Origin of the sequence: Roseateles aquatilis (assembly GCF_002205645.1) — a bacterium.
GTDB lineage: Bacteria > Pseudomonadota > Gammaproteobacteria > Burkholderiales > Burkholderiaceae_C > Roseateles > Roseateles aquatilis.
In genome coordinates, this window is the sequence record NZ_NIOF01000011.1 from 103,307 (window position 1) to 124,263 (window position 20,957).

At 70.8% G+C, this 20,957-nt stretch carries 21 protein-coding genes; 13 read left to right on the forward strand and 8 right to left on the reverse strand.

Annotated features, from left to right (window positions below; all coding sequences use genetic code 11):
• Positions 1–10 precede the first annotated feature (10 nt).
• The 4 genes from CDN99_RS20630 (at position 11) to CDN99_RS20645 (ending at position 4,038) form a co-directional block, all read left to right on the forward strand.
• Positions 11–1,093 carry a nucleoside-diphosphate kinase gene (locus tag CDN99_RS20630; protein ID WP_088386788.1) on the forward strand — a complete coding sequence of 361 codons (1,083 nt, stop codon included), beginning with the start codon at positions 11–13 and terminating at the stop codon, positions 1,091–1,093.
• 20 nt (positions 1,094–1,113) lie between these two features.
• Positions 1,114–2,334, forward strand: coding sequence for a glycosyltransferase (locus CDN99_RS20635; protein WP_088386789.1), 1,221 nt, complete (start codon positions 1,114–1,116; stop codon positions 2,332–2,334).
• 104 nt (positions 2,335–2,438) lie between these two features.
• Positions 2,439–3,329 carry a phytanoyl-CoA dioxygenase family protein gene (locus tag CDN99_RS20640; protein ID WP_088386790.1) on the forward strand — a complete coding sequence of 297 codons (891 nt, stop codon included), beginning with the start codon at positions 2,439–2,441 and terminating at the stop codon, positions 3,327–3,329.
• A 460-nt stretch (positions 3,330–3,789) separates the two neighbouring features.
• The gene (locus tag CDN99_RS20645; protein ID WP_158218907.1) at positions 3,790–4,038 is read left to right on the forward strand and encodes an H-NS histone family protein; all 249 of its coding nucleotides are present in this window, start codon (positions 3,790–3,792) and stop codon (positions 4,036–4,038) included.
• A 13-nt stretch (positions 4,039–4,051) separates the two neighbouring features.
• Here CDN99_RS20645 and CDN99_RS20650 read toward each other — a convergent pair whose 3' ends face one another.
• The 3 genes from CDN99_RS20650 to alr all read right to left on the reverse strand — a co-directional run bounded on the left by CDN99_RS20650 (position 4,052) and on the right by alr (position 6,500).
• Positions 4,052–4,819, reverse strand: a complete 768-nt coding sequence (locus tag CDN99_RS20650; protein ID WP_088386792.1) for a hypothetical protein — start codon at positions 4,817–4,819, stop codon at positions 4,052–4,054.
• Between the two features lie 123 nt (positions 4,820–4,942).
• Complete coding sequence (gene arfB, locus CDN99_RS20655; protein WP_088386793.1) at positions 4,943–5,350, reverse strand: alternative ribosome rescue aminoacyl-tRNA hydrolase ArfB; 408 nt, start codon at positions 5,348–5,350, stop codon at positions 4,943–4,945.
• Positions 5,351–5,387: 37 nt separating this feature from the next.
• Positions 5,388–6,500, reverse strand: a complete 1,113-nt coding sequence (gene alr, locus CDN99_RS20660; protein WP_088386794.1) for an alanine racemase — start codon at positions 6,498–6,500, stop codon at positions 5,388–5,390.
• A 252-nt stretch (positions 6,501–6,752) separates the two neighbouring features.
• Between alr and lplT the strand changes: the two genes are divergently transcribed.
• The gene (gene lplT, locus CDN99_RS20665) at positions 6,753–8,030 is read left to right on the forward strand and encodes a lysophospholipid transporter LplT (RefSeq protein ID WP_088386795.1); all 1,278 of its coding nucleotides are present in this window, start codon (positions 6,753–6,755) and stop codon (positions 8,028–8,030) included.
• A gap of 114 nt (positions 8,031–8,144) precedes the next feature.
• Here the strand turns inward: lplT and CDN99_RS20670 are convergent, their stop codons facing one another.
• Positions 8,145–9,086 carry a hypothetical protein gene (locus CDN99_RS20670; protein WP_141100896.1) on the reverse strand — a complete coding sequence of 314 codons (942 nt, stop codon included), beginning with the start codon at positions 9,084–9,086 and terminating at the stop codon, positions 8,145–8,147.
• A gap of 322 nt (positions 9,087–9,408) precedes the next feature.
• Here CDN99_RS20670 and CDN99_RS20675 point away from each other — a divergent pair, with 322 nt between their 5' ends.
• Positions 9,409–10,269, forward strand: coding sequence for a DMT family transporter (locus CDN99_RS20675; RefSeq protein WP_088386797.1), 861 nt, complete (start codon positions 9,409–9,411; stop codon positions 10,267–10,269).
• Positions 10,270–10,319: 50 nt separating this feature from the next.
• A complete protein-coding gene (locus tag CDN99_RS20680) occupies positions 10,320–10,817 on the forward strand; it encodes a glutathione peroxidase (RefSeq protein ID WP_088386798.1) in 498 nt (165 codons plus the stop codon).
• An 18-nt stretch (positions 10,818–10,835) separates the two neighbouring features.
• Here the strand turns inward: CDN99_RS20680 and CDN99_RS20685 are convergent, their stop codons facing one another.
• The gene (locus CDN99_RS20685; RefSeq protein WP_158218908.1) at positions 10,836–11,504 is read right to left on the reverse strand and encodes a Crp/Fnr family transcriptional regulator; all 669 of its coding nucleotides are present in this window, start codon (positions 11,502–11,504) and stop codon (positions 10,836–10,838) included.
• Positions 11,505–11,570: 66 nt separating this feature from the next.
• Here CDN99_RS20685 and CDN99_RS20690 point away from each other — a divergent pair, with 66 nt between their 5' ends.
• A complete protein-coding gene (locus CDN99_RS20690) occupies positions 11,571–12,710 on the forward strand; it encodes a DUF2332 domain-containing protein (RefSeq protein WP_088386800.1) in 1,140 nt (379 codons plus the stop codon).
• On the opposite strand, the gene CDN99_RS20695 is transcribed toward CDN99_RS20690, so the two are convergent.
• Positions 12,702–13,193 (reverse strand): BON domain-containing protein, encoded by a 492-nt coding sequence (locus tag CDN99_RS20695; protein WP_238139628.1) that lies wholly within the window; start codon positions 13,191–13,193, stop codon positions 12,702–12,704. The genes CDN99_RS20690 and CDN99_RS20695 overlap by 9 nt on opposite strands.
• Before the next feature lie 112 nt (positions 13,194–13,305).
• Complete coding sequence (locus CDN99_RS20700; RefSeq protein ID WP_088386802.1) at positions 13,306–13,650, reverse strand: putative quinol monooxygenase; 345 nt, start codon at positions 13,648–13,650, stop codon at positions 13,306–13,308.
• Positions 13,651–13,899: 249 nt separating this feature from the next.
• Here CDN99_RS20700 and CDN99_RS20705 point away from each other — a divergent pair, with 249 nt between their 5' ends.
• Entirely contained in the window at positions 13,900–15,210 is a 1,311-nt protein-coding gene (locus CDN99_RS20705) for a glutamate carboxypeptidase (RefSeq protein ID WP_088386909.1), read from the forward strand.
• A 72-nt stretch (positions 15,211–15,282) separates the two neighbouring features.
• Here CDN99_RS20705 and CDN99_RS20710 read toward each other — a convergent pair whose 3' ends face one another.
• Positions 15,283–15,693, reverse strand: coding sequence for a PaaI family thioesterase (locus tag CDN99_RS20710; protein WP_088386803.1), 411 nt, complete (start codon positions 15,691–15,693; stop codon positions 15,283–15,285).
• A gap of 197 nt (positions 15,694–15,890) precedes the next feature.
• Between CDN99_RS20710 and CDN99_RS20715 the strand changes: the two genes are divergently transcribed.
• The 4 genes from CDN99_RS20715 to CDN99_RS20730 all read left to right on the forward strand — a co-directional run bounded on the left by CDN99_RS20715 (position 15,891) and on the right by CDN99_RS20730 (position 20,930).
• A complete protein-coding gene (locus tag CDN99_RS20715; protein ID WP_088386804.1) occupies positions 15,891–17,084 on the forward strand; it encodes an amino acid aminotransferase in 1,194 nt (397 codons plus the stop codon).
• 190 nt (positions 17,085–17,274) lie between these two features.
• The gene (locus CDN99_RS20720; RefSeq protein WP_259374725.1) at positions 17,275–18,696 is read left to right on the forward strand and encodes a D-amino acid dehydrogenase; all 1,422 of its coding nucleotides are present in this window, start codon (positions 17,275–17,277) and stop codon (positions 18,694–18,696) included.
• Positions 18,697–18,705: 9 nt separating this feature from the next.
• Positions 18,706–19,974, forward strand: a complete 1,269-nt coding sequence (locus CDN99_RS20725) for a serine hydrolase (protein WP_088386806.1) — start codon at positions 18,706–18,708, stop codon at positions 19,972–19,974.
• A gap of 47 nt (positions 19,975–20,021) precedes the next feature.
• Complete coding sequence (locus CDN99_RS20730) at positions 20,022–20,930, forward strand: S66 peptidase family protein (RefSeq protein ID WP_088386807.1); 909 nt, start codon at positions 20,022–20,024, stop codon at positions 20,928–20,930.
• Positions 20,931–20,957 lie beyond the last annotated feature (27 nt).

Here is a 20,957-nt window from a genome sequence, read left to right on the forward strand (position 1 = left end):
CGACCAGACGATGCGAATCGACGTCCCCCCGCCCGAGGCCATCGGGCCGACGGAGCCGGCCATCGCGATGCTCAAGCCGGACGCGTTCGAGCGCGGACTGGACGGCGCCATCCTGGACCGGCTGCGCGCCGACGGTTTCGTCGAGCAGGCCCGCCGTGACGTGCACCTGACGCCAGCGGATGTGGAGGCCCTGTTCCTGCATCCGACGCCGGCCTACGTCGCGCATCTGACGTCGCGGCCGGTGTCGATGCATCTGCTGCGCGGCGTCGGCGGCGCGCCGCGCCTGTACGACTGCAAGCAGGCGATCCGGCGTCGCTTCGGCACGCCGGAGAAGATCCGCAACCTGATCCATGGCACCGACGAGGGCACCGAGTACCACCTGTTCCTGGCGCGCTTCTTCCCGGATCTGGCGCCGGAGCGGCACTGCGGACCGGCCGACCTGGACTTGCGCTTCGCGCCGGGCACGTCGCTGGCGCAGGCGCGGGCCGAGCTGGCGCGGCTCGACGCATCGTCCGACTTGCATTGGGTGTCCGTCACGCTGCTGCCGGGCCAGGCGGGGCTGCTCGGGCTGCAGGGCTTGCGGTGGGAGCGGTTGCGGGTCGGCTTCGCGGCGCGTCATGGCCGCCGCGACGGTGCGCATCGATTCGCGCTGCTGCTGCACGCGCATGCCGGCGAGGACCTGGCGCCGCTGCTGGCGCCGGGCGCCGGAGACGACGCCGGGCTGACCGGTGGCCGTCCCGTCACGCTGGCCGAGCTGCCGATGCCGGCGGATCAACTGGCCCGCTACGCGCGGGACCTGCGCGCGCCGGACGTGGACATCGACCGCGCGGTATCGGCCTATCCGCTCATGGCGCTCGTGGCGGCGCAACGCGCGCTGGGCGTCGACGGGTTGAACGTCTTCGCGCCGGCGCAGCGTCTGCTGGAGACGGAGCTCCTGGCCGATCTCGGCCGCGTGGCCGGGCTGCGCCTGTCCGGGGGCAGCGCCGGCCGCGTTCCCGGCGGCGGCTTCAGCGTGTCCCGCGCCGGTGTCGACGGCCTGCCCCTGCGCGGGGATCGCGCCGGGGCCGGGTCGCCGGCCTCCGTTCCCTTCTGATCGCAGCCGGTGGCCGTCGCATGAAAGTCCTGAAACTGACCCCGTTCTTCCACCACCCCGATGTCAAGGTCTGGCCGGCGGACTACGACTCGGTCGGCGGCATGCAGGTGCAGACCTGGCGGCAGGCCGTCTGGCTGGCCGAGGCCGGCGTGCATCAGCACGTCATGACCATCGGTTTCCCCGGCCTGCCGCGGCTGCGGCCGCTGCACGCGTCGCTGTGGGTGGAGCGGATGATGGTGCCGATGCCCCGCATCCGCTCGGAGTTCAGCGGGCTCGTCGGCCTGACCCAGTCCTGGGCGCTGGCCACGCTGGGGGCGCTGCTGCGGCGCTCGCGCTCGCACGACTTCGATCTGATCCACGCGCATTTCGACGGGCAGATTCCGGCGTTGCTGGTCGCGTGGTGGGCGCGGCGCCTGCTGCGCCTGCCGCTGGTGGTCACCGTGCATTGCTCGCGGCTGGCGGTCTACAGCCCGCACTCCTGGCTGGACATGCAGCAGCACCGCCTGGCCCGCTGGCTGGAGCGCAAGGTCGTGGCCCAGTCGTCGGCCGTGATGGCGCTGACGCATCGGACGGCGGACGTGCTCGGGCAGGACGCGCGGCGCGTCGAGGTGGTGCCCGACGTCGTCGACACCGCGCGCTTCGCGCCGCCGGCCGACGAGGCGGTGGCGGCCTTCCGCGCGCGCCATGGGCTCGGCCCGCGGACCGTGGGTTTCGTCGGCCGGATCGCCAAGGAGAAGGGCTGGCATCACCTGGTCGAGCTGGCGCGCGCGCTGCGGGACGAGGACGTCCGGCTGCTGGTCGTCGGCGACGGCCCGCAGCGCGGCCGGCTGCTGGAGGCGCTGGAGGCGGCCGGCGCGCGGGACCGCGTCACCGTGACCGGCTTCATTCCCAACGACGAGGTGCCGGCGGCGATGGCCGCCTGCGAGCTGATCGTGATGCCGTCGCTCTACGAGGAGTTCGGCGGCGCCAGCATCGAGGCGCTGGCCACCGGCACGCCGGTGGTCGCCTTCGCGGTCGGCGGGCTGCGCGAGGTGCTGGGCGGCATCACGCCGGAGCTGCTGGTCGCGCCCGAGGACACCGCCGCGCTGATCCGCCGCGTCAAGGACGTGCTGGCCGGCGCGCACGCGGACCACACCGCGCCCGACCGCCTGCGGGCCCATGTCGAGGGGCGCTTCACGCCCGCGGCGATGGGTGCCCGGACCCTGGATCTGTACCGATCCGCCATCGCGGGGCACGCCTGAGCGCGGCCGCGTCCCGATCTCCGGCCGCCGTTTCCGTCGGGAGCCGCGCGGCGATTTCAACCACGACGTCCCAAGCAGGACTTCCCAGCCAGGACCTTCCGACCATGTCGCTCATCCACCTGCCCAACACGGCGCCCGCGCAGGACATACACGCCTGCCTGCGCGAGCACGGCTACGCCATCATCGACCGGCTGGTGCCGCCCACCCACATGGACCGGATCGCGACGGAGCTCGCGCCGCACATGGCCGCGACCCCGTTCGGACCGGACAGCATCCTGGGCAAGCGGACCCAGCGCACCGGCGCGTTGATCGCGCGGTCGCCGGCCGCCCGGGAGCTGGTCATGCACCCGACCATCCTGGAGGTCACCGGCCGCTTCCTGGCCCATGCCACCACCTTCCAGGTGCATTGCACGCAGGTGATCGCCATCCACCCCGGTGCGAAGGCGCAGACGCTGCATCAGGACGAGGTGGCGTGGGACATGTTCCCCTTCCCGGAGGATTACCACGTGCAGTGCAACACCCTCTGGGCGATGACCGATTACACCGAGGAGATGGGCGCCACCCGCGTCGTGCCGGGCAGCCACCGGGCCGGTCGCAGCGTGGAGTTCGACATCGCCCAGAGCCTGCCGGCGGCGATGGAGAAGGGATCCGTCCTGCTGTACGACGGCAAGGTCTATCACGGCGGCGGTGAAAACCGGTCCGACCGGATCCGCTCGGCGATCAACCTGACCTACGCGGTGGGATGGGTGCGGCAGGAGGAAAACCAGTTTCTGTCCTGTCCGCCGGAGATCGCGCGGACCCTGCCCGACGATTTGCTGCGCCTCATGGGCTATCAATGCGGCGCCTTCGCGCTGGGGTATGTCAATGGATTCGAGGACCCGCTGACCGTATTGGGCCGCGGCGAGCCGGGCAAGATCCTCGGCGCTGAATTGATGCAGCGCTCCCGGATGAATCCGGACCGGCAGTCCTTTCTGCGCGAAGCTGAATTTGGCTGAGTTTCACGGCCGGTCGCCGATCGGTCGCGGATGCGTCGCAAAAGCCGCCATCAGCCGCTTTGGGCGGCCCCGTTCCTCCTGCCCGCTTCGTCGCGCCGCGCGCCTTTCAGCGCCCGGCGTGGCTTTGCGCACGCCTGCCACCGGGCATATGAAAGGTCTTACAGTTGTTCTGCCGTAAACATCATGCTATTTCGCGCGTGCGCGAATATCTATCTAGTCGTGAATCTCGGGGGCAATCCCCGCGGGAGAGGTTTTCTGATCGTTTTCAGATCGTGATAGATACTGTCGAAAACCCTGTGAAAGTCGGCTTGAAAAACCCCAGTGCCATTGGTCATGGATAGTTAACATTGCATGAATGTAAATTCTGTCAATCGAACAAATGGGCGATCGCCGCGATCCGGCAGTCGTTCTCGAAGACGCCTCCTCCCACACAACGGCCGACACACATTTCCACGACGCCATGAGCAAATCACTTCAGCAAGTGCTCCAGCAGATTGACAAGCTTCAGAAGCAAGCCGAGCAACTCCGCGCCAAGGAGGTCTCCCAGGTGGTGGCCAGCATCCGGCAGGCCATCGACCATTACGGCCTGACCCGTCAGGAGCTGTTCGGGCCGGCGCTCGCCAACACGCGGCGGCGCCGCACGGCGAAGGACCGGGCTGGCCCGGTGACGCCCACGGTGGAGCGCGCCGCGCGTCGGCGCGCCAATTGACGCCCGGCGACGCCTACTTCACCCAGCCGATCTCCCTGGCCGTCGCCGGCCCGATGACCGTCTGCGCGAGTCCGTCCGGGATCCGCGCCTCCCCGTTGCGCAAGGGAATGCGCCCCGCCATCAATTCCGCCCGCGCCTGGGGCAGCAGCGGTTCCCGGTCCGGTTCGGCGTAGCCGTCGGGCGGCAGCGGCATCAACGTCGCCGGGTCGTACTTGTCGGTCGCGCTGAAGGTGTGCAGCGTCTCGTGCGCGATGACGACCTCGTTGGCGCCCTGCTGCGCGCGCGCGGCGAAGAGATGGGCCAGGCCCAGCCGGCCCTTCTCCAGGCCGATGGAGTGCGGCAGCGCGCCGGAGAAATCCGGCGGGTGGTACATCAGGAAGAGCTTCACGTCCGGCACCGGCGAGCTGGGCGGTGTCTCGCGCCAGGCCCACCAGCGCATCCGCAGGCTCCAGGAAATCGCCGCAAGCACGCCGCGGTCGCGCGGCGGCGCTGGCGGCAGCGCGCTCACCCGGCGACCCAGCACGATCCGGATCGGCTGGGACAGGGCCACGCCATGGCGCCGCGCCTGGTCCTGGAAGTAGGGCTCGAGGCGGGCGAAGTCGGACTCGTCCAGGCGCTGCAGGTAGGCCTCGGTCGCCGCGTCGCCGGCGGCGTTGATCGGATACAGCGTCACGACCTGCGGTCGCTTCCAGGACTGCGCCTGCCAGCGACCGATCAGCGTCGTGCCCGCCGCCGTCACGAGGATCCCGAGCAGGATCAGGATGCGGATCGCCTTGAACATGCAAGCTCCCTCATGTGGCGACCGGTCGGGCCGGTCGCCTCGACCGGTGCGTCGATCGTGGCGGTGATGGCCGTTTCGCCTGCTGCTCCGCCTGGCGCTTCATCCGCGGTCGCGCGTGTCGCTTCACTCGCCGCGGACCTTGCCGCGTCCGGCCTTGATGTCGCCGCGCTGGGTCTTGGCCTCCAGGCGGCGCTTCTGCGAGGCGCGGGTGGGCTTGGTCGCCCGGCGCGCCTTGGGCGTGTGCGCCACGCTCTGCGCCAGCGCCACCAGGCGGGCGATCGCGTCGGCGCGGTTCTGCTCCTGGCTGCGTGACTCCTGCGCCTTGATCACGACGATGCCGTCGGCGGTGATGCGCTGGTCGGACAGCGCCAGCAGCCGTTCCTTGATGATCGCCGGCAGCGTGGAGCGCCGGATGTCGAAGCGCAGATGCACCGCGCTGCTGACCTTGTTGACGTTCTGCCCGCCCGGCCCGCTGGCGCGGATGCCGGTCATGTCCAGTTCCCAATCGGCGGGCGTCCAGTCCAGATGCATGGCACCGCGGGCGTGGGGAAACCGACCGGGGCGGCGCTCAGCCCAGCGTCTCGACGTGCACCGGCACCCGACGGGCCAGCGCGCACATCAGCTCGTAGCCGATCGTGCCGGCGGACTGCGCGACCTCGTCGATCGGCAGCACGGCGCCCTTCGGGCCCTGACCCCACAGCGTGACCTCGGCGCCGATGCCGTCCAGCGGCAGCTGCTTCAGATCGGTCAGGTCGACGGCCAGCATGTCCATCGAGACCCGGCCCACCGTCGTCGTGCGCTGCCCGGCGACCAGCACCGGCGTGCCGTGGCCGGCATGGCGCGGATAGCCGTCCGCGTAGCCGCAGGCCACCGTGCCGATGCGCATCGCGCGCTGCGCGACGAAGCTGCTGCCGTAGCCGACGCTGTCGCCTTCCTTCAGGTGCTGGACCGCCAGCACCTTGGACCGCAGCGTCATCGTGGGCCGCAGGTCCCAGTGGGCGATGTCGTGCTCCGGATAGTCCGGCGCGCTGCCGTAGGTCATGATTCCCGCGCGGACCCAGTCCGCCCGCACCGCCGGGTCCTTGCTGTGGCGCAGGATCGCCGCGCTGTTGCTCAGCGAGCGCGCGCCCGGCAGGTCGGCCGTCGCTTCCTTGAAGACCGCCGTCTGGTGCTCGATGCCGCGCGCGCCGTCGGCGTCAGAGAAATGCGTCATCAGCGAGATCTCGTCCACCTGCGGCAGGGCGTTCAGCCGCGTCCAGGCGCCGCGGAAGGCGTTCGGGGTGAAGCCCAGCCGGTTCATGCCGCTGTTGAGCTTCAGGAAGACGCGGTGCGGCTCGTGCGTCTTGTGCATCGCCAGCCAGTCGATCTGCTGCTCGTGGTGCACCGCGTGCCACAGCTTCAGCCGCGAGCACAGCTCCAGGTCGCGCGTCTCGAAGCAGCCTTCCAGCAGCAGGATCGGGCCGCGCCAGCCCAGGTCCCGCAGGCGCTGGGCCTCGTCCAGGTCGAGCAGCCCGAAGCCGTCGGCGCCGCGCAGCGCATCGAAGACGTTCTCGATGCCGTGGCCGTAGGCGTTGGCCTTGACGATCGCCAGCACCTGCGCGTCCGGCGAGCTGGCCCGGGCGCGGGCGATGTTGTGGGCCAGCGCGGGCTGGTGGATCAGGGCTTCGATCGGACGGGGCATGGGCCGCATTGTGCCGTGGCATGAACGGGGGCACGCACCGGCCCGGGGCGCGGCGTGGCATCGCCGCGGCAGAGGGAGCGGCATCGGGAATGCTTCGTGGATCCCTCCGAAATGGGTGGGAAATAGCACAGAGCCGGTGTACCGTGAAGCGCTGTTACGAAAACAAGCGCGTGCTATAAACCCGCCGCAGCGCTGCCTTTCCCACCCCGGTGGACCCAGCGTGATCACCGCAGTTCCAGGTATGCCGGGTCGATGAAAAAAGGCTTCTACACCATCATGTCAGCGCAGTTCTTCAGCTCGCTGGCTGATAACGCGCTGTTCGTCGCCGCCGTGGAGCTCCTGCGCACCAGCGGTGCGCCCGAGTGGCAGCGGGCCGCATTGGTCCCGATGTTCGCGCTGTTCTATGTCGTGCTCGCGCCGTTCGTGGGGGCCTTCGCGGACGCGGTACCCAAGGGCAAGGTCATGTTCATCTCCAACACCATCAAGGTGGTGGGATGCCTGAGCATGCTGGCGGGGGTGCATCCGTTGATCGCCTATGCGATCGTGGGCCTGGGCGCGGCCGCGTATTCGCCGGCCAAGTACGGCATCCTCACCGAGTTGCTGCCGCCGTCCCAGCTGGTCAAGGCCAATGGCTGGATCGAGGGCCTGACCATCGCCTCGATCATCCTGGGCGCCGTCTTCGGCGGCCAGCTGCTGGGGGAGCGGGCCTCGTCGGTGCTGCTGTCCTTCGACATGCCGTTCATCGACACCGGCATCGACACCGCGCCGCAGGCGGCCATCGCCTTCATGGTGGTGCTGTACGGCATTGCCGCGCTCTTCAACCTGCGCATCCCGCGCACCGACTCGCCGCTGCAGCCGATCTCGCACAACGCCACGGACCTGGTGCGCGAGTTCGCCGCCTGCAACTCGCGGCTGTGGCAGGACAAGCTGGGCCAGATCTCGCTGGGCATGACGACGCTGTTCTGGGGCGTGTCCGGCAACATGCGCTACATCGTCTTCGCCTGGGCCGCCGCGGCGCTGGGCTACGGCACGACGCAGGCGTCGGCGCTGGCCGGCGTGGTGGCGATCGGCACCGCCGTCGGCGCGGTGGTGGCGTCGATGGCCGTGCGGCTGGACAAGGCCACCAGCGTCATTCCGCTGGGCATCGGCATGGGCCTGCTGATGCTGGTGCTGAACTTCATCAACCAGCTCTGGCTGGCGATCCCCTTCCTGATCCTGCTCGGCGGCATCGGCGGCTACCTGGTCGTGCCGATGAACGCGCTGCTGCAGCACCGCGGCCACAACCTGATGGGCGCCGGCCGCTCGATCGCCGTGCAGAACTTCAACGAGCAGGCCTGCATCCTGGGCCTGGGCGCGCTGTACACGATGCTGACGCGCTTCGGCACCTCGGCCTTCGGCTCGATCACGATCTTCGGCCTGCTGGTGGCGGGCATCATGTGGGTCGTGGGCCGCTGGCACGCGCACAACAAGCGCGAGCATGCCGAGGAGCTCGACCGCCTGCTGGCGATCGCGCGCAGCGACAAGCACTGACCGGCCCGGCGCCTGGCAGCTCCGCCAGATCCGCAAGGCCCAATGACGGACGGCTCCTAAGGGAGCCGTCGTCGTTTCGGGGACCGCTCGGCGAAGAGCGGATCCGGTCCGGGGTCAGCGCCGCGCGCGGCCCCTGCCGCCGGGCGGCGCGGCGACCGCGATGCCGCCGGTGGTCAGCACCTGCTCGATGTGCTCCGACCAGGCGCGGCCGATCTTGAGGCAGCCGCTGTGGTTCAGGTGGATCTCGTTGTGCCAGTCGCCGCTGATGCCGCTGGCGCCGGGCGTCGCCGCCGCGAGCGGCACGGCGGTCGAGTCGAACACGAACAGCCCCGGGAACTGCTCCTTGTCCGCCATCAGCGTCTTCAGCAGCTGCGCCAGGTGCATCACCATCAGGCGGCTGACGGCGGCCCAGTCGGCCGCGGGGATCGCGTAGGCCTTCAGCGCCGGATACAGCCAGGGGCCGTGGCCCGCGTCCGCGGCGCCGGCCGGGCGCGGCATCGGCACGGCGTAGCAGTGCATGAAGATCGGCTTGCCCGCCGACGGTCCCTGGTCACGCAGCGTCAGCAGGTGGCGCAGGTTGGCGCGCAGGTACTCGGCGTAGGTGGTCCAGCCGGGCTCCGAGAAATAGCGGCCGACGCCGGCCGACGGCGGGCCCCACTCGGTCTGGTTGCGCAGCAGGCGCAGGTGCAGCGGGATGTCCGCGCCGTCGAGGTGGACCGGCGTCTGCGCGGCCTTGATCAGGTCATTGCCGCCGACGGACAGCAGGATGCCGTCCCAGACCGGCGCGTCGGCCGCGGTGAGCAGGCGCACGAAGTCCGGCGCCGCTTCCAGCTCGACGACCTTGGCCAGGCTCTCGCGCTGGCCGGCGCAGTTCACCGCCGCGGCGGGTTTGGACAGCACCAGCTCCTGCAGCAGGTTGGCGTGGGCGCTGAGTTTGGCCTGAGCGGTCGAGAACCAGGAATCCCCCTGGGCCAACAGGCGCCAGTGATAGCTCTGCAGATCGGGCCCGGAGGCGGACTGCAGATCTTCCGGGGCAAAACAGGCCAAGTGATCCAAGAGAAGCTCTCCCTAGTTTGGTGGACCGGACACACGCGACAGGGTAGGCCGCGTGCATGACAGGCGCACGGCGCCCCGATTGGAGGTCAGGGTCAGTCCTTGCGCCATGCTATAAACCCTGGGCATTGTTGGCTGGTCCGCAGGCCGGATCCAAGCCCCGCGACAAGGACTGTTGCGCTGGCCCCACCCCTGGGGCGGCAGGCGGCGGACCCGGGCGCGAAATGCCGCGGTGTCATCCCGACCCTGCCCCCGATTTCCCTTCGATGTCCCCTGGCCGGAACGCCTGGCGTGCCGCCTTCGTTTGCGTTCGCCGATCTCCCGCATGCCGATCCTCGCCCTGATGTTCAACGCCACCATCTGGGGGCTCTCCTGGTGGCCGTTCAGGCAGTTCGAGGCCGCCGGCATGCATCCGTTGTGGACGACGGTGATCATGTACACGCTGTCGTGGGTGGTGGTGCTGGTCAGCCAGCGCGGCGCGGCGGCGGAGCTGCTGCGCTCGCGCGGCCTGTGGCTGGTGATGCTGGCGGCGGGCCTGACCAACACCGCGTTCAACTGGGGCGTGGCGACGGGGGACGTGGTCCGCGTCGTGCTGCTGTTCTATCTGATGCCGCTGTGGGCGGTGCTGCTGGCGCGGCTGATCCTGGGCGAGCCGTTGACGGCCATCGCCGGGCTGCGCATCGCGCTGGCGCTGGGCGGCGCGCTGGCGGTGCTGTCCCCGGCGGACGGCGGCTGGCCGCTGCCGTCCAGCCTGCCGGATGTGCTCGGGCTGGTGGGCGGCATCACCTTCGCCTTCAACAACGTCATGCTGCGGCGCGAGGCCGCCCGCAGCCCGGGCGCGCGGGCGCTGGCGATGTTCAGCGGCGGTGTCGGCGTGGCCGGCGTGTCGGCCCTGGCGATGGCCGGCGGCGGCCTGGCGCCGTGGCCCTGGCTGCCGGGCGCCGTCTGGCTGCTGCCGCTGGCGGGGATGGCGCTGCTGTTCTTCGCCTCCAACCTGTCCCTTCAATACGGGGCGGCGCGCCTGCCGGCCAATGTCACCGCGGTGGTGATGCTGACCGAGGTCCCGGTCGCGGCCGTCTCCGCGCTGCTGCTGGGCGGCGGCGTGCTGGACGGCCGCACCGCGCTGGGCGGCGCCGCGATCCTGGCCGCGGCGCTGCTGGCGGCGGTGGAGCGCCGACGCGCCTGATGCCGCCCGGCGCGCTAGGATGCACCCCGGTCCATTCGAGGAGGTCATCCATGAGCGCCACCAGCAAGACAGCCTTCGATTTCGACGCGATCAGCATCGGCGGAGAGCCGGTCGCCCTGTCCCAGTACCGCGGCCGCGTGCTGCTGGTCGTCAACACCGCCAGCGAGTGCGGCTTCACGCCCCAGTTCAAGGGCCTGGAGGACCTCTGGCGCGACTACCAGGCGCGCGGGCTGGTGGTGGTCGGATTCCCCAGCAATGAATTCGGCGGGCAGGACCCGGGCGGCAACGACGAGATCGCCTCGTTCTGCCAGCTCAACTACGGCGTCAGCTTCCCGATGATGGGCAAGATCAAGGTCAACGGCGGCGAGGCCCATCCGCTGTGGCAATGGCTCAAGGGCGAGAAGCCCGGCATCCTCGGCACCCAGGCGATCAAGTGGAACTTCACCAAGTTCCTGGTCGGCCGCGACGGGCAGGTGCTCAAGCGCTTCGCGCCCAACGACTCGCCGGAATCGATCCGCGGCGAGGTCGAGGCGGCGCTGGCCGACTGAGCCCCGCGCGACGGGTCCTCAGGGCCGGATCGCGATCCGGCCGTAACGCAGCCGTAGCTGGCCGGCGTCCTGCGCGGCGCGCAGCAATTGATTCACGGTCTGCCGCGACAGGTGCGCGAGCCGCGCCAGCTCCGACTGCGTCGCCCGCAGTTCCTGCCAGCCGTCGGCATCCGCCGCGGCGGCGCGCTCGGCGGTCAACTGCCGCAGCGCGACCGCGAAGCGCTCCGGCGCGCTCAGGTGGCGGGCGGCCTCCAGCAAACGCAGGTTGCCTTCGAAGCGCTCGGCGAATTCCCGCATCAGCGCCCGCGCGAAGCCGGGCCAGTCGTCCATCAGCACGCGGTAGGCGGGCATGCCGATGATCCACACGCGGCTCGTGGTCGTCGCGACGGCTTCGTAGCGCGCCGGACGCTCGGTGACGAAGGCCGCCAGCCCGAACAGGCGAGGCGCCCGCACGTGCTCCAGCACCGACATGCGGCCGTCCTGCGCGGCGAAGCGGGCCTCGATCTCACCGCTTGCGACCATGTAGAACGCCTTCGGCGTCTGTCCCTGCGCGAACAGCACACGATCGGCCGCCAGCGCCCGGCAGGGCAGCAGCGCCTCCAGCCTGGGCGCCAGCGCGGGCGGCGGCGTCAGGCCGGGAAAGTTGGCGCACAGGGCGTCGACGGCGGACGGCGCGGGCAGGCGCATGGGTTTCGTCTGAGTTTGTCGGATACCCGACATTCTGGCCGCGCGAGCAGGCCTAGAGTTCCCGGCATGCAGAACGACGACCTCGGGCGCATCGCCCACCTCTTCGCCCGCTTCGCCGAGACCGATGGTCGCGACGACGCGCTGTACCAGGCGCTGGCCGCCGCGATCGCGGGGGATGAGGGGCTGATGGCCCTCCTGCTGGCAGCACCGCCGACGCAGCGCCTGCCGGTGCTGCTGCTGGCGGCGCTGCACGACCGCGTGCTGGCCGGCGCGCCGCATCCGCTGGCCGCGTACTACGCCAGCGCTGGGGGCACCCGCGCGCCGGACGGCGAATTGCCCGGATTGCTGAAAGACTTCGCCCGTCGCGAGGACGTCGCGTTGCGCGAGCTGATCCGCACCCGCACCACGCAGACCAACGAGACCGGCCGCTGCGCCGTGCTGCGTCCCGCGCTGCAGGCGCTGGCGACGCGGCTGGGCGGCACCGAGGCCGCGCCGGTCGAGCTGGCGCTGTTCGACTTCGGTTGCAGCGCGGGCCTGAACCTGGGCGTCGACCGATATGCCTACGACGACGGCGTGAGCACGTGGACGGGCGAGTCCTCGCAGGCGCCGCTGGTCCGCACGGCGTGGCGCGGTGATCGGCCCGGTGCCTTGCTGGGCGAGCCGCGCTGGCGCGCGGCCCACCGCATGGGCGTCGACCTGCAGCCCATCGATCCCTTCGACGAGGCGGCCGCGCGCTGGTTGCGCGCCTGCCTGTGGCCGGGCGACGGGGCGCGGCGGGATCGGCTCGATCGTGCGCTCGCCGACGCCCGCCGGCATCCGGTGCCGCTGGTGCGCGACGACGACGGCCTGTCGGTGCTGGAGCGCTGGCTGGACGCCTTGCCCGTCGGCACGCGGCCCGTGGTCTTCAACGTCTGGGTGCTGGCGTACTTCGCGCCCGATGCGTTGCGCGAGCATGTCCGGCGCATCGAGCGGCTGGTCCGCGAGCGCGGCCTGGCGTGGATCAGCGGGGAGGTCGGCAAACTCGCGCCGCTGCCGTCGCCGCCCGATGCGCCTTCCGGCGAATCGCCCGGCAGCGCGACGCTGTGGACCTTGCAATGGCGGGACGACGAGGCCGGCGGCGCGCTCAGGACCGACCCGTTGGCCTGGTCCCACCCGCATGGGCGATGGATCGAGTGGCTGGATCGCGAGGGCGCGAGTTCAGCGTGACGACGCGGGTGGTGCCGACGGCGGCGTGGCCGCGGGCATGGCGGACGTGGCGGCCGGCACGACCCGGAGCTCGTTCACCACCCTCTCGACATCGTCGATCTGCCTGACCAGCGCCTCCAGCGCGGCGGCCTCCTCCGCCTTGCTCACGCACCCTTGCAGCCAGATCCAGCGTCGCTGGCCCAGCGCCCAGACGCTGGTCGTCCTGTCGAAGCGGCCGTCCGCGGCGACGGCCTGACGCACGCGGGGCATGATTTCCTTGTCGTAGAGATAGGCGTTGGGCAGGCGGCAACGGCCGCTCTGGTAGCAGCTGGTGCCGCGCTCGATGCGGCCGTGGGCCTGGGCGCGAGCCTCGGCGTCGGTCAGCAGCGGCCCGGGCGGGGGCGCGCAAACGCCTGCGGGAATCGCCGAGGTGAGCTGCACGAAGGGATCGCCGAAGACGTTGCGGCGCTGTTCCTCGGCGCCGGCCAGCGCAGGCACGATCATCGAACCCGCGACGATCGCGGCCCGGAGGGCGAGGGCAGGCATCGAGGCGGGCGACATGGCGGCGAGCTTGCCTGATCGGGCGCGCCGCCGCCAGTGCCGGTCGCCGCCGCCGTCAGGCCACCCGATCCAGCTTCACCAGCCGCAGCGGCGCGCCGAGCAGATCGCCCGCCACGGCCTCGAACGCGCGGAAGTGCGGCATCGCGCGATGCGCGTCCAGCGCGGCCTCGTCGGTGAAGGCCTCGCGCATGTAGAAGGTGCCGGGCTCGTCCCGCAGCTCGAAGAGGACGTAGTCCAGGCAGCCGGGTTCGGCGCGGGTCGGCTCGATCAGCCGGCTCAACTCGGTGCGCAGACGTTCGCGCTGGCCGGGGCGGGCCACCAGCACGGCGATCATCGTCAGCGGCGCGTCGCCGGCAGGACGGTCGTGAGTGGAAGCGTGGACGTGGGGATCGATCGTCATCGGAAGGTCCTTGCGAACGGTGGGGAAGGCGGGAGCGCGAGTCCCGGATGCTAGGCACCGCCACCGCGCGGAAACACCCCGCCACGGCGGAAACTCTTTCAACCGCCGCGCAAGGGAAGATCTGTTTGGCGCATGGCGGCCGTGTCGCGACCATGGCGCGTCATGTGGGCCTTCCCAAGCGCCGGATCGCCGATAGGATCGATGCTTCCTTCGCTCCCGCGCCGAGCGGCGCACCTTGCCACCATGACGATGTCCGCCCACCTCCGTCCGTTGCGCCATGCCGCGCTGGCCCTGGCCGCCCTGTCCACGCTCGGCGTCGCGCGGGCGCAGACCGTGCCCGAGCTGCAGGCCCTCGCGGCGCGCGAGCAGCCGGCGCTGCTCAAGACGCTGCAGCAACTGGTGGAGATCGAGTCGGGCAGCTCCGACCGGGCGGGCCTGGACCGCATCGCCGGCGTCATCGCGCAGCGGCTGCGCGAGCTGGGCGGGCAGGTCGACCTGATCGATCCGGGCAAGACCATCGCCTCGCCGTCCTCCGACGCGGGCGACGGGCCGGCCAAGGTCGGGCAGATGGTCAAGGCGACCTTCAAGGGCGCGGCCGCCAACGGCAAGCGCGTGCTGCTCATCGCGCACATGGACACGGTCTACCAGCGCGGCATGCTGGCCCAGCAGCCGTTCCGGATCGACGGCCCGCGCGCCTACGGCCTGGGCATCGCCGACGACAAGCAGGGCGTGGCCACCATCCTTCACCTGATCGCGATGCTGAAGGCGGTCAACTTCCGCGACTTCGGCGAGATCACCGTGCTGATCAACGGCGACGAGGAGATCGGCTCCCCGGGCTCGCACCCGACCATCACGAAATTCGGCGCCGAGCACGACGCCGTGTTGTCCTTCGAGGGCGGCGGCGGTCCGAGCGGCGCCGACACGCTGCGACTGGCCACCAGCGGCATCGCCGCGGCGACGCTGACGGTCAAGGGCCGGTCCTCGCACGCGGGCGCGGCGCCGGAGCGCGGCGTCAACGCGCTCTACGAGATGGCGCACCAGGTGCTGCAGATGCGCGACCTGTCCGATCCGAAGAACGGCAAGCAACTGCACTGGACCATGGCCAAGGCGGGCTCGGTGCGCAACGCGATTCCGGCGCAGGCGGAGGCGTTCGCCGATGTCCGCGCGGACAAGGTGGCCGACTTCGAGGGCATGGAAGCCGAGCTGCGCAAGCGCATCCAGAACAAGCTGCTGCCGGAATCGGAAGTGACGCTGGCCTTCCGCCTGGGCCGGCCGCCGTTGCAGGCGACCGAGGCGTCGCGCGCGCTGGCCGCCAGGGCCAAGGCGCTGGCGGCGGAGCAGCAACTGGAGCTGGTCGTGCGCGACGTGCCCACCGGCGGCGGCACCGATGCGGCCTATGCCGCGCTGTCGACGCGGGCCCCTGTCATCGAGGGCATGGGCGTGCGCGGCTTCGGCGCCCACAGCAGCGACAGCGAGTACGTCGTGCTGGACTCGATCGCGCCGAAGCTGGTGCTGGCCACGCGGCTGATCATGGCGATCGGGAGCGGCAAGGCGCCCTGAGCGCCCGTCGACAGGGCGTCGCGCGCGAGACCTCCCGGCGGCGCGCGGTCGCCGGGGCGCCCGGCCGAGGGATCAAGCGGCCTTCGGGTACAGGATCATCTGCGTGCAGCGGAACAGCGCGATGGTCTTGCCGTTGTGCGTGACCACGGCGTCCCAGACCTGCGTCGTGCGGCCGAGGTGCACGGCGGTGGCATGGCACTCGATGACGCCGTCGCGGGCGGTGCCGAGGTGGTTGGACTTGAGCTCGACGGTGGTGAAGTTCTGGGCGCCCTCGGGCAGGCTGTTGATGCAGCCGTAGCCGCAGCAGGTGTCGGCCAGCGTGACGACGCTGCCGGCGTGCAGGTAGCCGTTGGGCGCCATCACTTCCTGGCGCACCGGCAGGCGCGCGTGGACCTGGCCCCGGGCCACCTCCACGATGTCGATGCCCAGGTGGCCGGGCAGGCAGGCGGCGCCGCGCGCGTTGAATTCGTCATTGGTCGGCATGAAATGCTCCGAAGTCGGGGGGATTCAGTCTTTTGGATGGCCCGGACGGGGCCGGCGCGCCGGCGCGGCGCGGGGCGATGCCGCGATGGCATGGAGTCCGGATGACCCGGCATTGTCGGCGCAGGACCGCCAGCGCCCCATGCTGGGGATAATGGCCGTCGCCGCTCCGGAATGGTTCCGGGCCTTGGAGTTCCCACATGTTCCAGCACGTCGACGCCTACGCGGGCGATCCCATCCTGAGCCTGAACGAAGCGTTCCAGAAGGACCCGCGCACCCAGAAGATCAACCTGTCCATCGGCATCTACTTCGATGACGACGGCCGCATCCCGATGCTGGATTCGGTGCGCCAGGCCGAGCTGGCGGTGGTGGAGCAGGCCGGCGCGCGGCCTTATCTGCCGATGGAAGGCGCGGCCAACTTCCGCACCGAGGTGCAGAAGCTGCTGTTCGGCGTCGACAGCGAGGCGCTCAAGAGCAACCGCGTCGCGACCATCCAGGGCGTGGGCTCGTCGGGCGGCCTGAAGGTCGGCGCGGACTTCATCAAGCGCTACTTCCCGGACAGCGCGCTCTACCTGAGCGACCCGACGTGGGACAACCACCGCGCGGTCTTCGAGGGCTCGGGCCTGGAGTGCCGGACCTATCCGTATTACGACGCCGCCACCGGCGGCCTGCGCTTCGACGCGATGCTGCAGGCGCTGTCGGAGGCGCCGGCGCGCAGCATCGTGCTGCTGCATGCGTGCTGCCACAACCCGACCGGCGTGGATCTGTCGCAGTCGCAGTGGGACGCGCTGATCCCGGTGCTGAAGGAGCGCGAGTTGATCGCCTTCCTGGACCTGGCCTACCAGGGCTACGGTGACGGCCTGGAGGCCGACACCTTCGCCATCCGCGCGCTGACGGCGGCCGGCCTGAGCTTCTTCGTCGCCAACAGCTTCTCGAAGAACATGAGCCTGTATGGCGAGCGTTGCGGTGCGTTGTCGGTGGTCTGCCCGGACGCGGCGCAGGCGGCCAACGTGCTGGGGCAGCTGAAGTTCACGATTCGCCGCAACTACTCCAACCCGCCGATGCATGGCGGCCAGGTCGTGGCCAAGGTGCTGGGCGACGCGCGCCTGCGCGCGCTGTGGGAAGGCGAGGTCGAGGAAATGCGCGAGCGCATCCTGGCGATGCGCAACGCGCTGTTCGAGGTGGTCTCGGCCAAGGTGCCGGGCCGCAACTTCGACTACTTCCTGAAGCAGCGCGGCATGTTCAGCTACACCGGCCTGACGCCGGCGCAGGTGGACCGTCTGCGCGACGAATTCGGCGTCTACATCCTGCGTTCCGGCCGCATGTGCATCGCGGGCCTGAACACCCGCAACGTCGAAGCCACCGCCAATGCGATGGCAGCCGTGCTCGCCTGAACGCCCGAACGTCCCAACGCTGAACGATTCGTTTCCAAAGGAAGGGCGGCGCGATTGCGCCGCCCTTTTTCATTCATGCGCCGGTATTTCTCGGATGACCGCGGTGTGTCGGAGAGGGGCGGGCGGGGCCTGTTTTCGTAAGTCAAGGAAGGTGAATTCGACTGCCGACAGGCAGTTGAAGAGGAGGGACATGGAGAAAACAGGCCCCGCCTGCCCCTCTCACGCGCCCACGCAGAAAAAACCGCGAACACCACCCCCAACGCGCATTCGACAAGGTTATGGGTATCGCCACCGCTTTCATTGGCTGAGCCATTGCCGAATCCGTACTCTGCCGGACCATTCAAAGAATGAATTTGTCCGGATGAAGCAGCTTGTCGTGATCGGGGGTGGCGTGGTGGGTGTCACCACCGCCTGGGCCCTGGTGGAGGCGGGACATCGGGTGACGCTCGTGGAGCGCGACGTCGAGCTAGCCACGGGGGCCAGCCGGGCCAATGGCGGGCAGCTCAGCTATCGCTATGTGTCGCCGCTGGCCGATGCCGGCGTGCCGTTGAAGGCGATCCGCTGGTTGCTCGACCCGGGCGGCCCGTTGCGTTTCAAGCCTGACGGCACGACGGCGCAATGGCGCTGGCTGGCGTCGTTCCTGGCGCATTGCCGCGGGCCGGTGAATCGGCGCACGACCGAGCGCTTGCTGGAGCTGGGCGCCTTCAGCCAGCAGTGCTTCGGCGACCTGCTGCGGCAGACGTCGCTGGACACGATCGAGCTGCGCTCGCCCGGCAAGCTGGTCGTCTATCGCAAGCCGGACGAATTCGGCCGAGTGGCGTCCCGCACCCTGGTCGGTGGGCCGGAACGCGCGCTGACCCGCGAGGAATGTCTGGCGCTGGAGCCGGCGCTGGGCGACGGCGGCGCCGAATGGCTGGCCGGCGGCATCTTCACGGCGGGCGAGGCGGTGGCCGATTGCCACGCGTTGAGCGTGCAGCTGGGCGAGCGCCTGGCGGCGCATCCGAATTTCCAGGGCCGGTTGACGGCCCACGCGACCGGCTTCGTCCGCGAGGGCGATCGTGTCGTCGCGCTGCGCACCGACCAGGGCGAGCTGGGTGCCGACGGCATCGTGCTCGCGGCCGGCCTGCAGAGCGCGGGTCTGGCGGAGCTGGTGGGGCTGCGCCTGCCGCTGTACCCGCTCAAGGGCTACAGCCTGTCCGCGCCCATCAATGGCGTGCACCGCCCGCCGACGGTCAGCGTGACCGACTTCGAACGCAAGACGCTGTACGCGCGCATCGGCGACCAGCTCCGCGTCGCGGCGATGGTCGACCTGGTGGGCGACGACACGCGCATCGATCCGAAGCGCCTGGCCGCGTTGCAGCGCAACGTCCGCGAGACCTTCCCCAAGGCCGCCGACTATGACCGCGCCGTGCCCTGGGCCGGTCTGCGTCCGGCCACGCCGAGCGGCGCGCCGATGCTGGGGGAGACGCCGCTGCGCGGCTTGTGGCTGAATGTCGGCCATGGCGCGCTCGGTTTCACCTTCTCGTTCGGCTCGGCCCGCATCGTGGCCGACCTGGTGTCCGGCAAGCCCAGCCCGATCGCGCTGGACGGCCTGCAACTGCGCGCGGCCTGAGGCGGCGCGATGACCGCCGCGCCACCCGCCACCGATCCGAAGCGGGCCCCGACGGGCCTGACGCACGACGCGCTGGCCCAGGCGCTGCGCGAGGCCGTGCGCGCGCAGGACTTCGGCGCGACGGCGGACTCGCAGGACGGCGGCCGACCGCTTCGGCACTTCCCCAGCCTGGACCTCGCGGTCGTCGCGTTCCCCGAGCGCGGCGCGCCGGTGTGGGCGAACGTGCTGTTCTCGCGCGAGCATCCCGAGGGCGTGGTGGCCAGCCTCCCGCCGAACGGGGGGGCGGTCGGCCATGTCCGTTTCATCGCCGACCAGCGTGATGCCGAGGGCAACTCCATCGCCTGGCGTCCGGAGTCGGACTGGTCCGCGATGGATTGGCAGCCGCTCGCCGGCGAGGACGGCACGCGCATGGTGGCGCCCTATCCGGCCTCGCTGCTGAAGCTGATGCTGCTGGTGGGCGTGGGCCGGCTCGTCGACCAGGGCCGTGCCGGGTGGTGGCGGCCGCTGCGCTTCGGCGGCCGCGAGCGTCCCGTCGCGGACTGGGCCGCCGACATGGTCACCTGGAGCAGCAACGAAGCCACCTCGGCGCTGGTCACGCTGATGCACGCGACCGGCGCGATCCGCCGCGACGGCGGGCGCGAGGTGCGCAACGAGCTGCACACGCTGTTCGCATCGCTCGGCCTGACGACGCTGCGCTTCGCCAACACCACGCCGGAAGGCGGATGGGGCAACGGCGCGGGATCGGGTGTCGGTCAACTGCAGATGACGGCGTGGGACACGGTGCGGCTGCTGTGGTGGCTGGATCCGACCGCGCCGCCGGCGCCGTGGCTGCCGGCGAATGCGCCGCGGCTGTCGGCGGAGAGCCGCAATCAGGCGATCCATGCGCTGCAGGATCAGGCTCTGCACGAGATCCTGTCCAGCGCGGCGCTGGGCGGCGTCCCGGGCTGGGTGCCGGGGCTGCCGGCGCGTCTGCCGGGGCGATGGTTGCAGCCCGACGGCGCGTTGCATGCCGGCGAGGTGTCCTTGCCGGGCGACCTGCGCCGCTTCGCCGCGGGCGGTGAGGTGTGGTTCGCCCACAAGACCGGCAACACCGAGAACTACGCGTCCGATGCCGGTATCGTGCGCGGCATCGCGCCGCGGCGGCGGCACTACCTGATCGCGTTGCTGACCAGCCTCGGGTCCCGGTATGCGCCGCATCCGTCCTGCGCGACCACCTGGCGCGTGCCCGCGCTGGGCGCGGCGATCGACGCCCGCCTGGCGGCCTGGCTCGAGGCCTGATCCGATCCTGAACCGACCGCGGACCCTCGCCGGTCCGCACCGATGCGATGGCCTCCGACTCCTTCCTGCTGTCCCCGTTGCCCGACCGCGCCTGCCTGGGCGTCATCGCTCCCGCCGGACCGCCGCGCGAGGGCACGCTGGCGCTGGTCGTGCCGTTGATCGAGCGGCTCGGTTTCCGGGCGAAGGTGTTCCCCGGCTGCCATGGTCCCGCGTTCCTGGGCCACCTGGCGGCGGACGACGGCCGTCGGCTGGCCGACCTGCATGAGGCGCTGGACGATCCGGACGTGGACGCCGTGATCGGCGTGCGCGGCGGCTACGGTTGCACGCGGCTGCTGGATCGCATCGACCGCCAGCTTCTGCGGCGGCATCCGAAGCCGCTGATCGGCTACAGCGACCTGACCGCGCTGCATGTGTTGCGGCAGCGGCTGGGCATCGCCGGCTGGCATGCGCCGATGCCGGCGTCGGACTGGTGCAAGGGCGAGGCCGGCTGGGCCGATGCCGTCCTGCTCGCGGATCGCTTGCGCAGCGGATTGCGCGTCGGCGACCGGTTGGGACCGTCGCTGCCGCCGCATCCCCTCAATCGCGGCGCGGTGCCGGTGCGCGGCATCCTGACCGGCGGCAATCTGGCGGTGCTGGTGGCGCTGCTGGGCACGCCCTTCATGCCGGACCTGTCCGGCGCGATCCTGTTCCTCGAGGACGTCGCCGAGGACCCCTACAAGATCGACCGCCTGCTCTGCCAGTTGCGCCTGAGCGGCGCGCTGAACGACATCGCGGGCGTGCTGCTGGGCAGCTTCACCGACGCGGAGTCGTCGGACGACGTCCTGGCCGATTACTTCGGCGAGCTCGGCGTGCCGGTCCTTGCCGGCTGGCCCAGCGGCCATACGACGCCCAACCTGCCGCTGCCGATCGGCGTGGAGGTGACGATGGACGTCGAGGCGGGGACGCTGAGCGTCTGATCGATCGGTCGCGGCGTCAGGTCATCG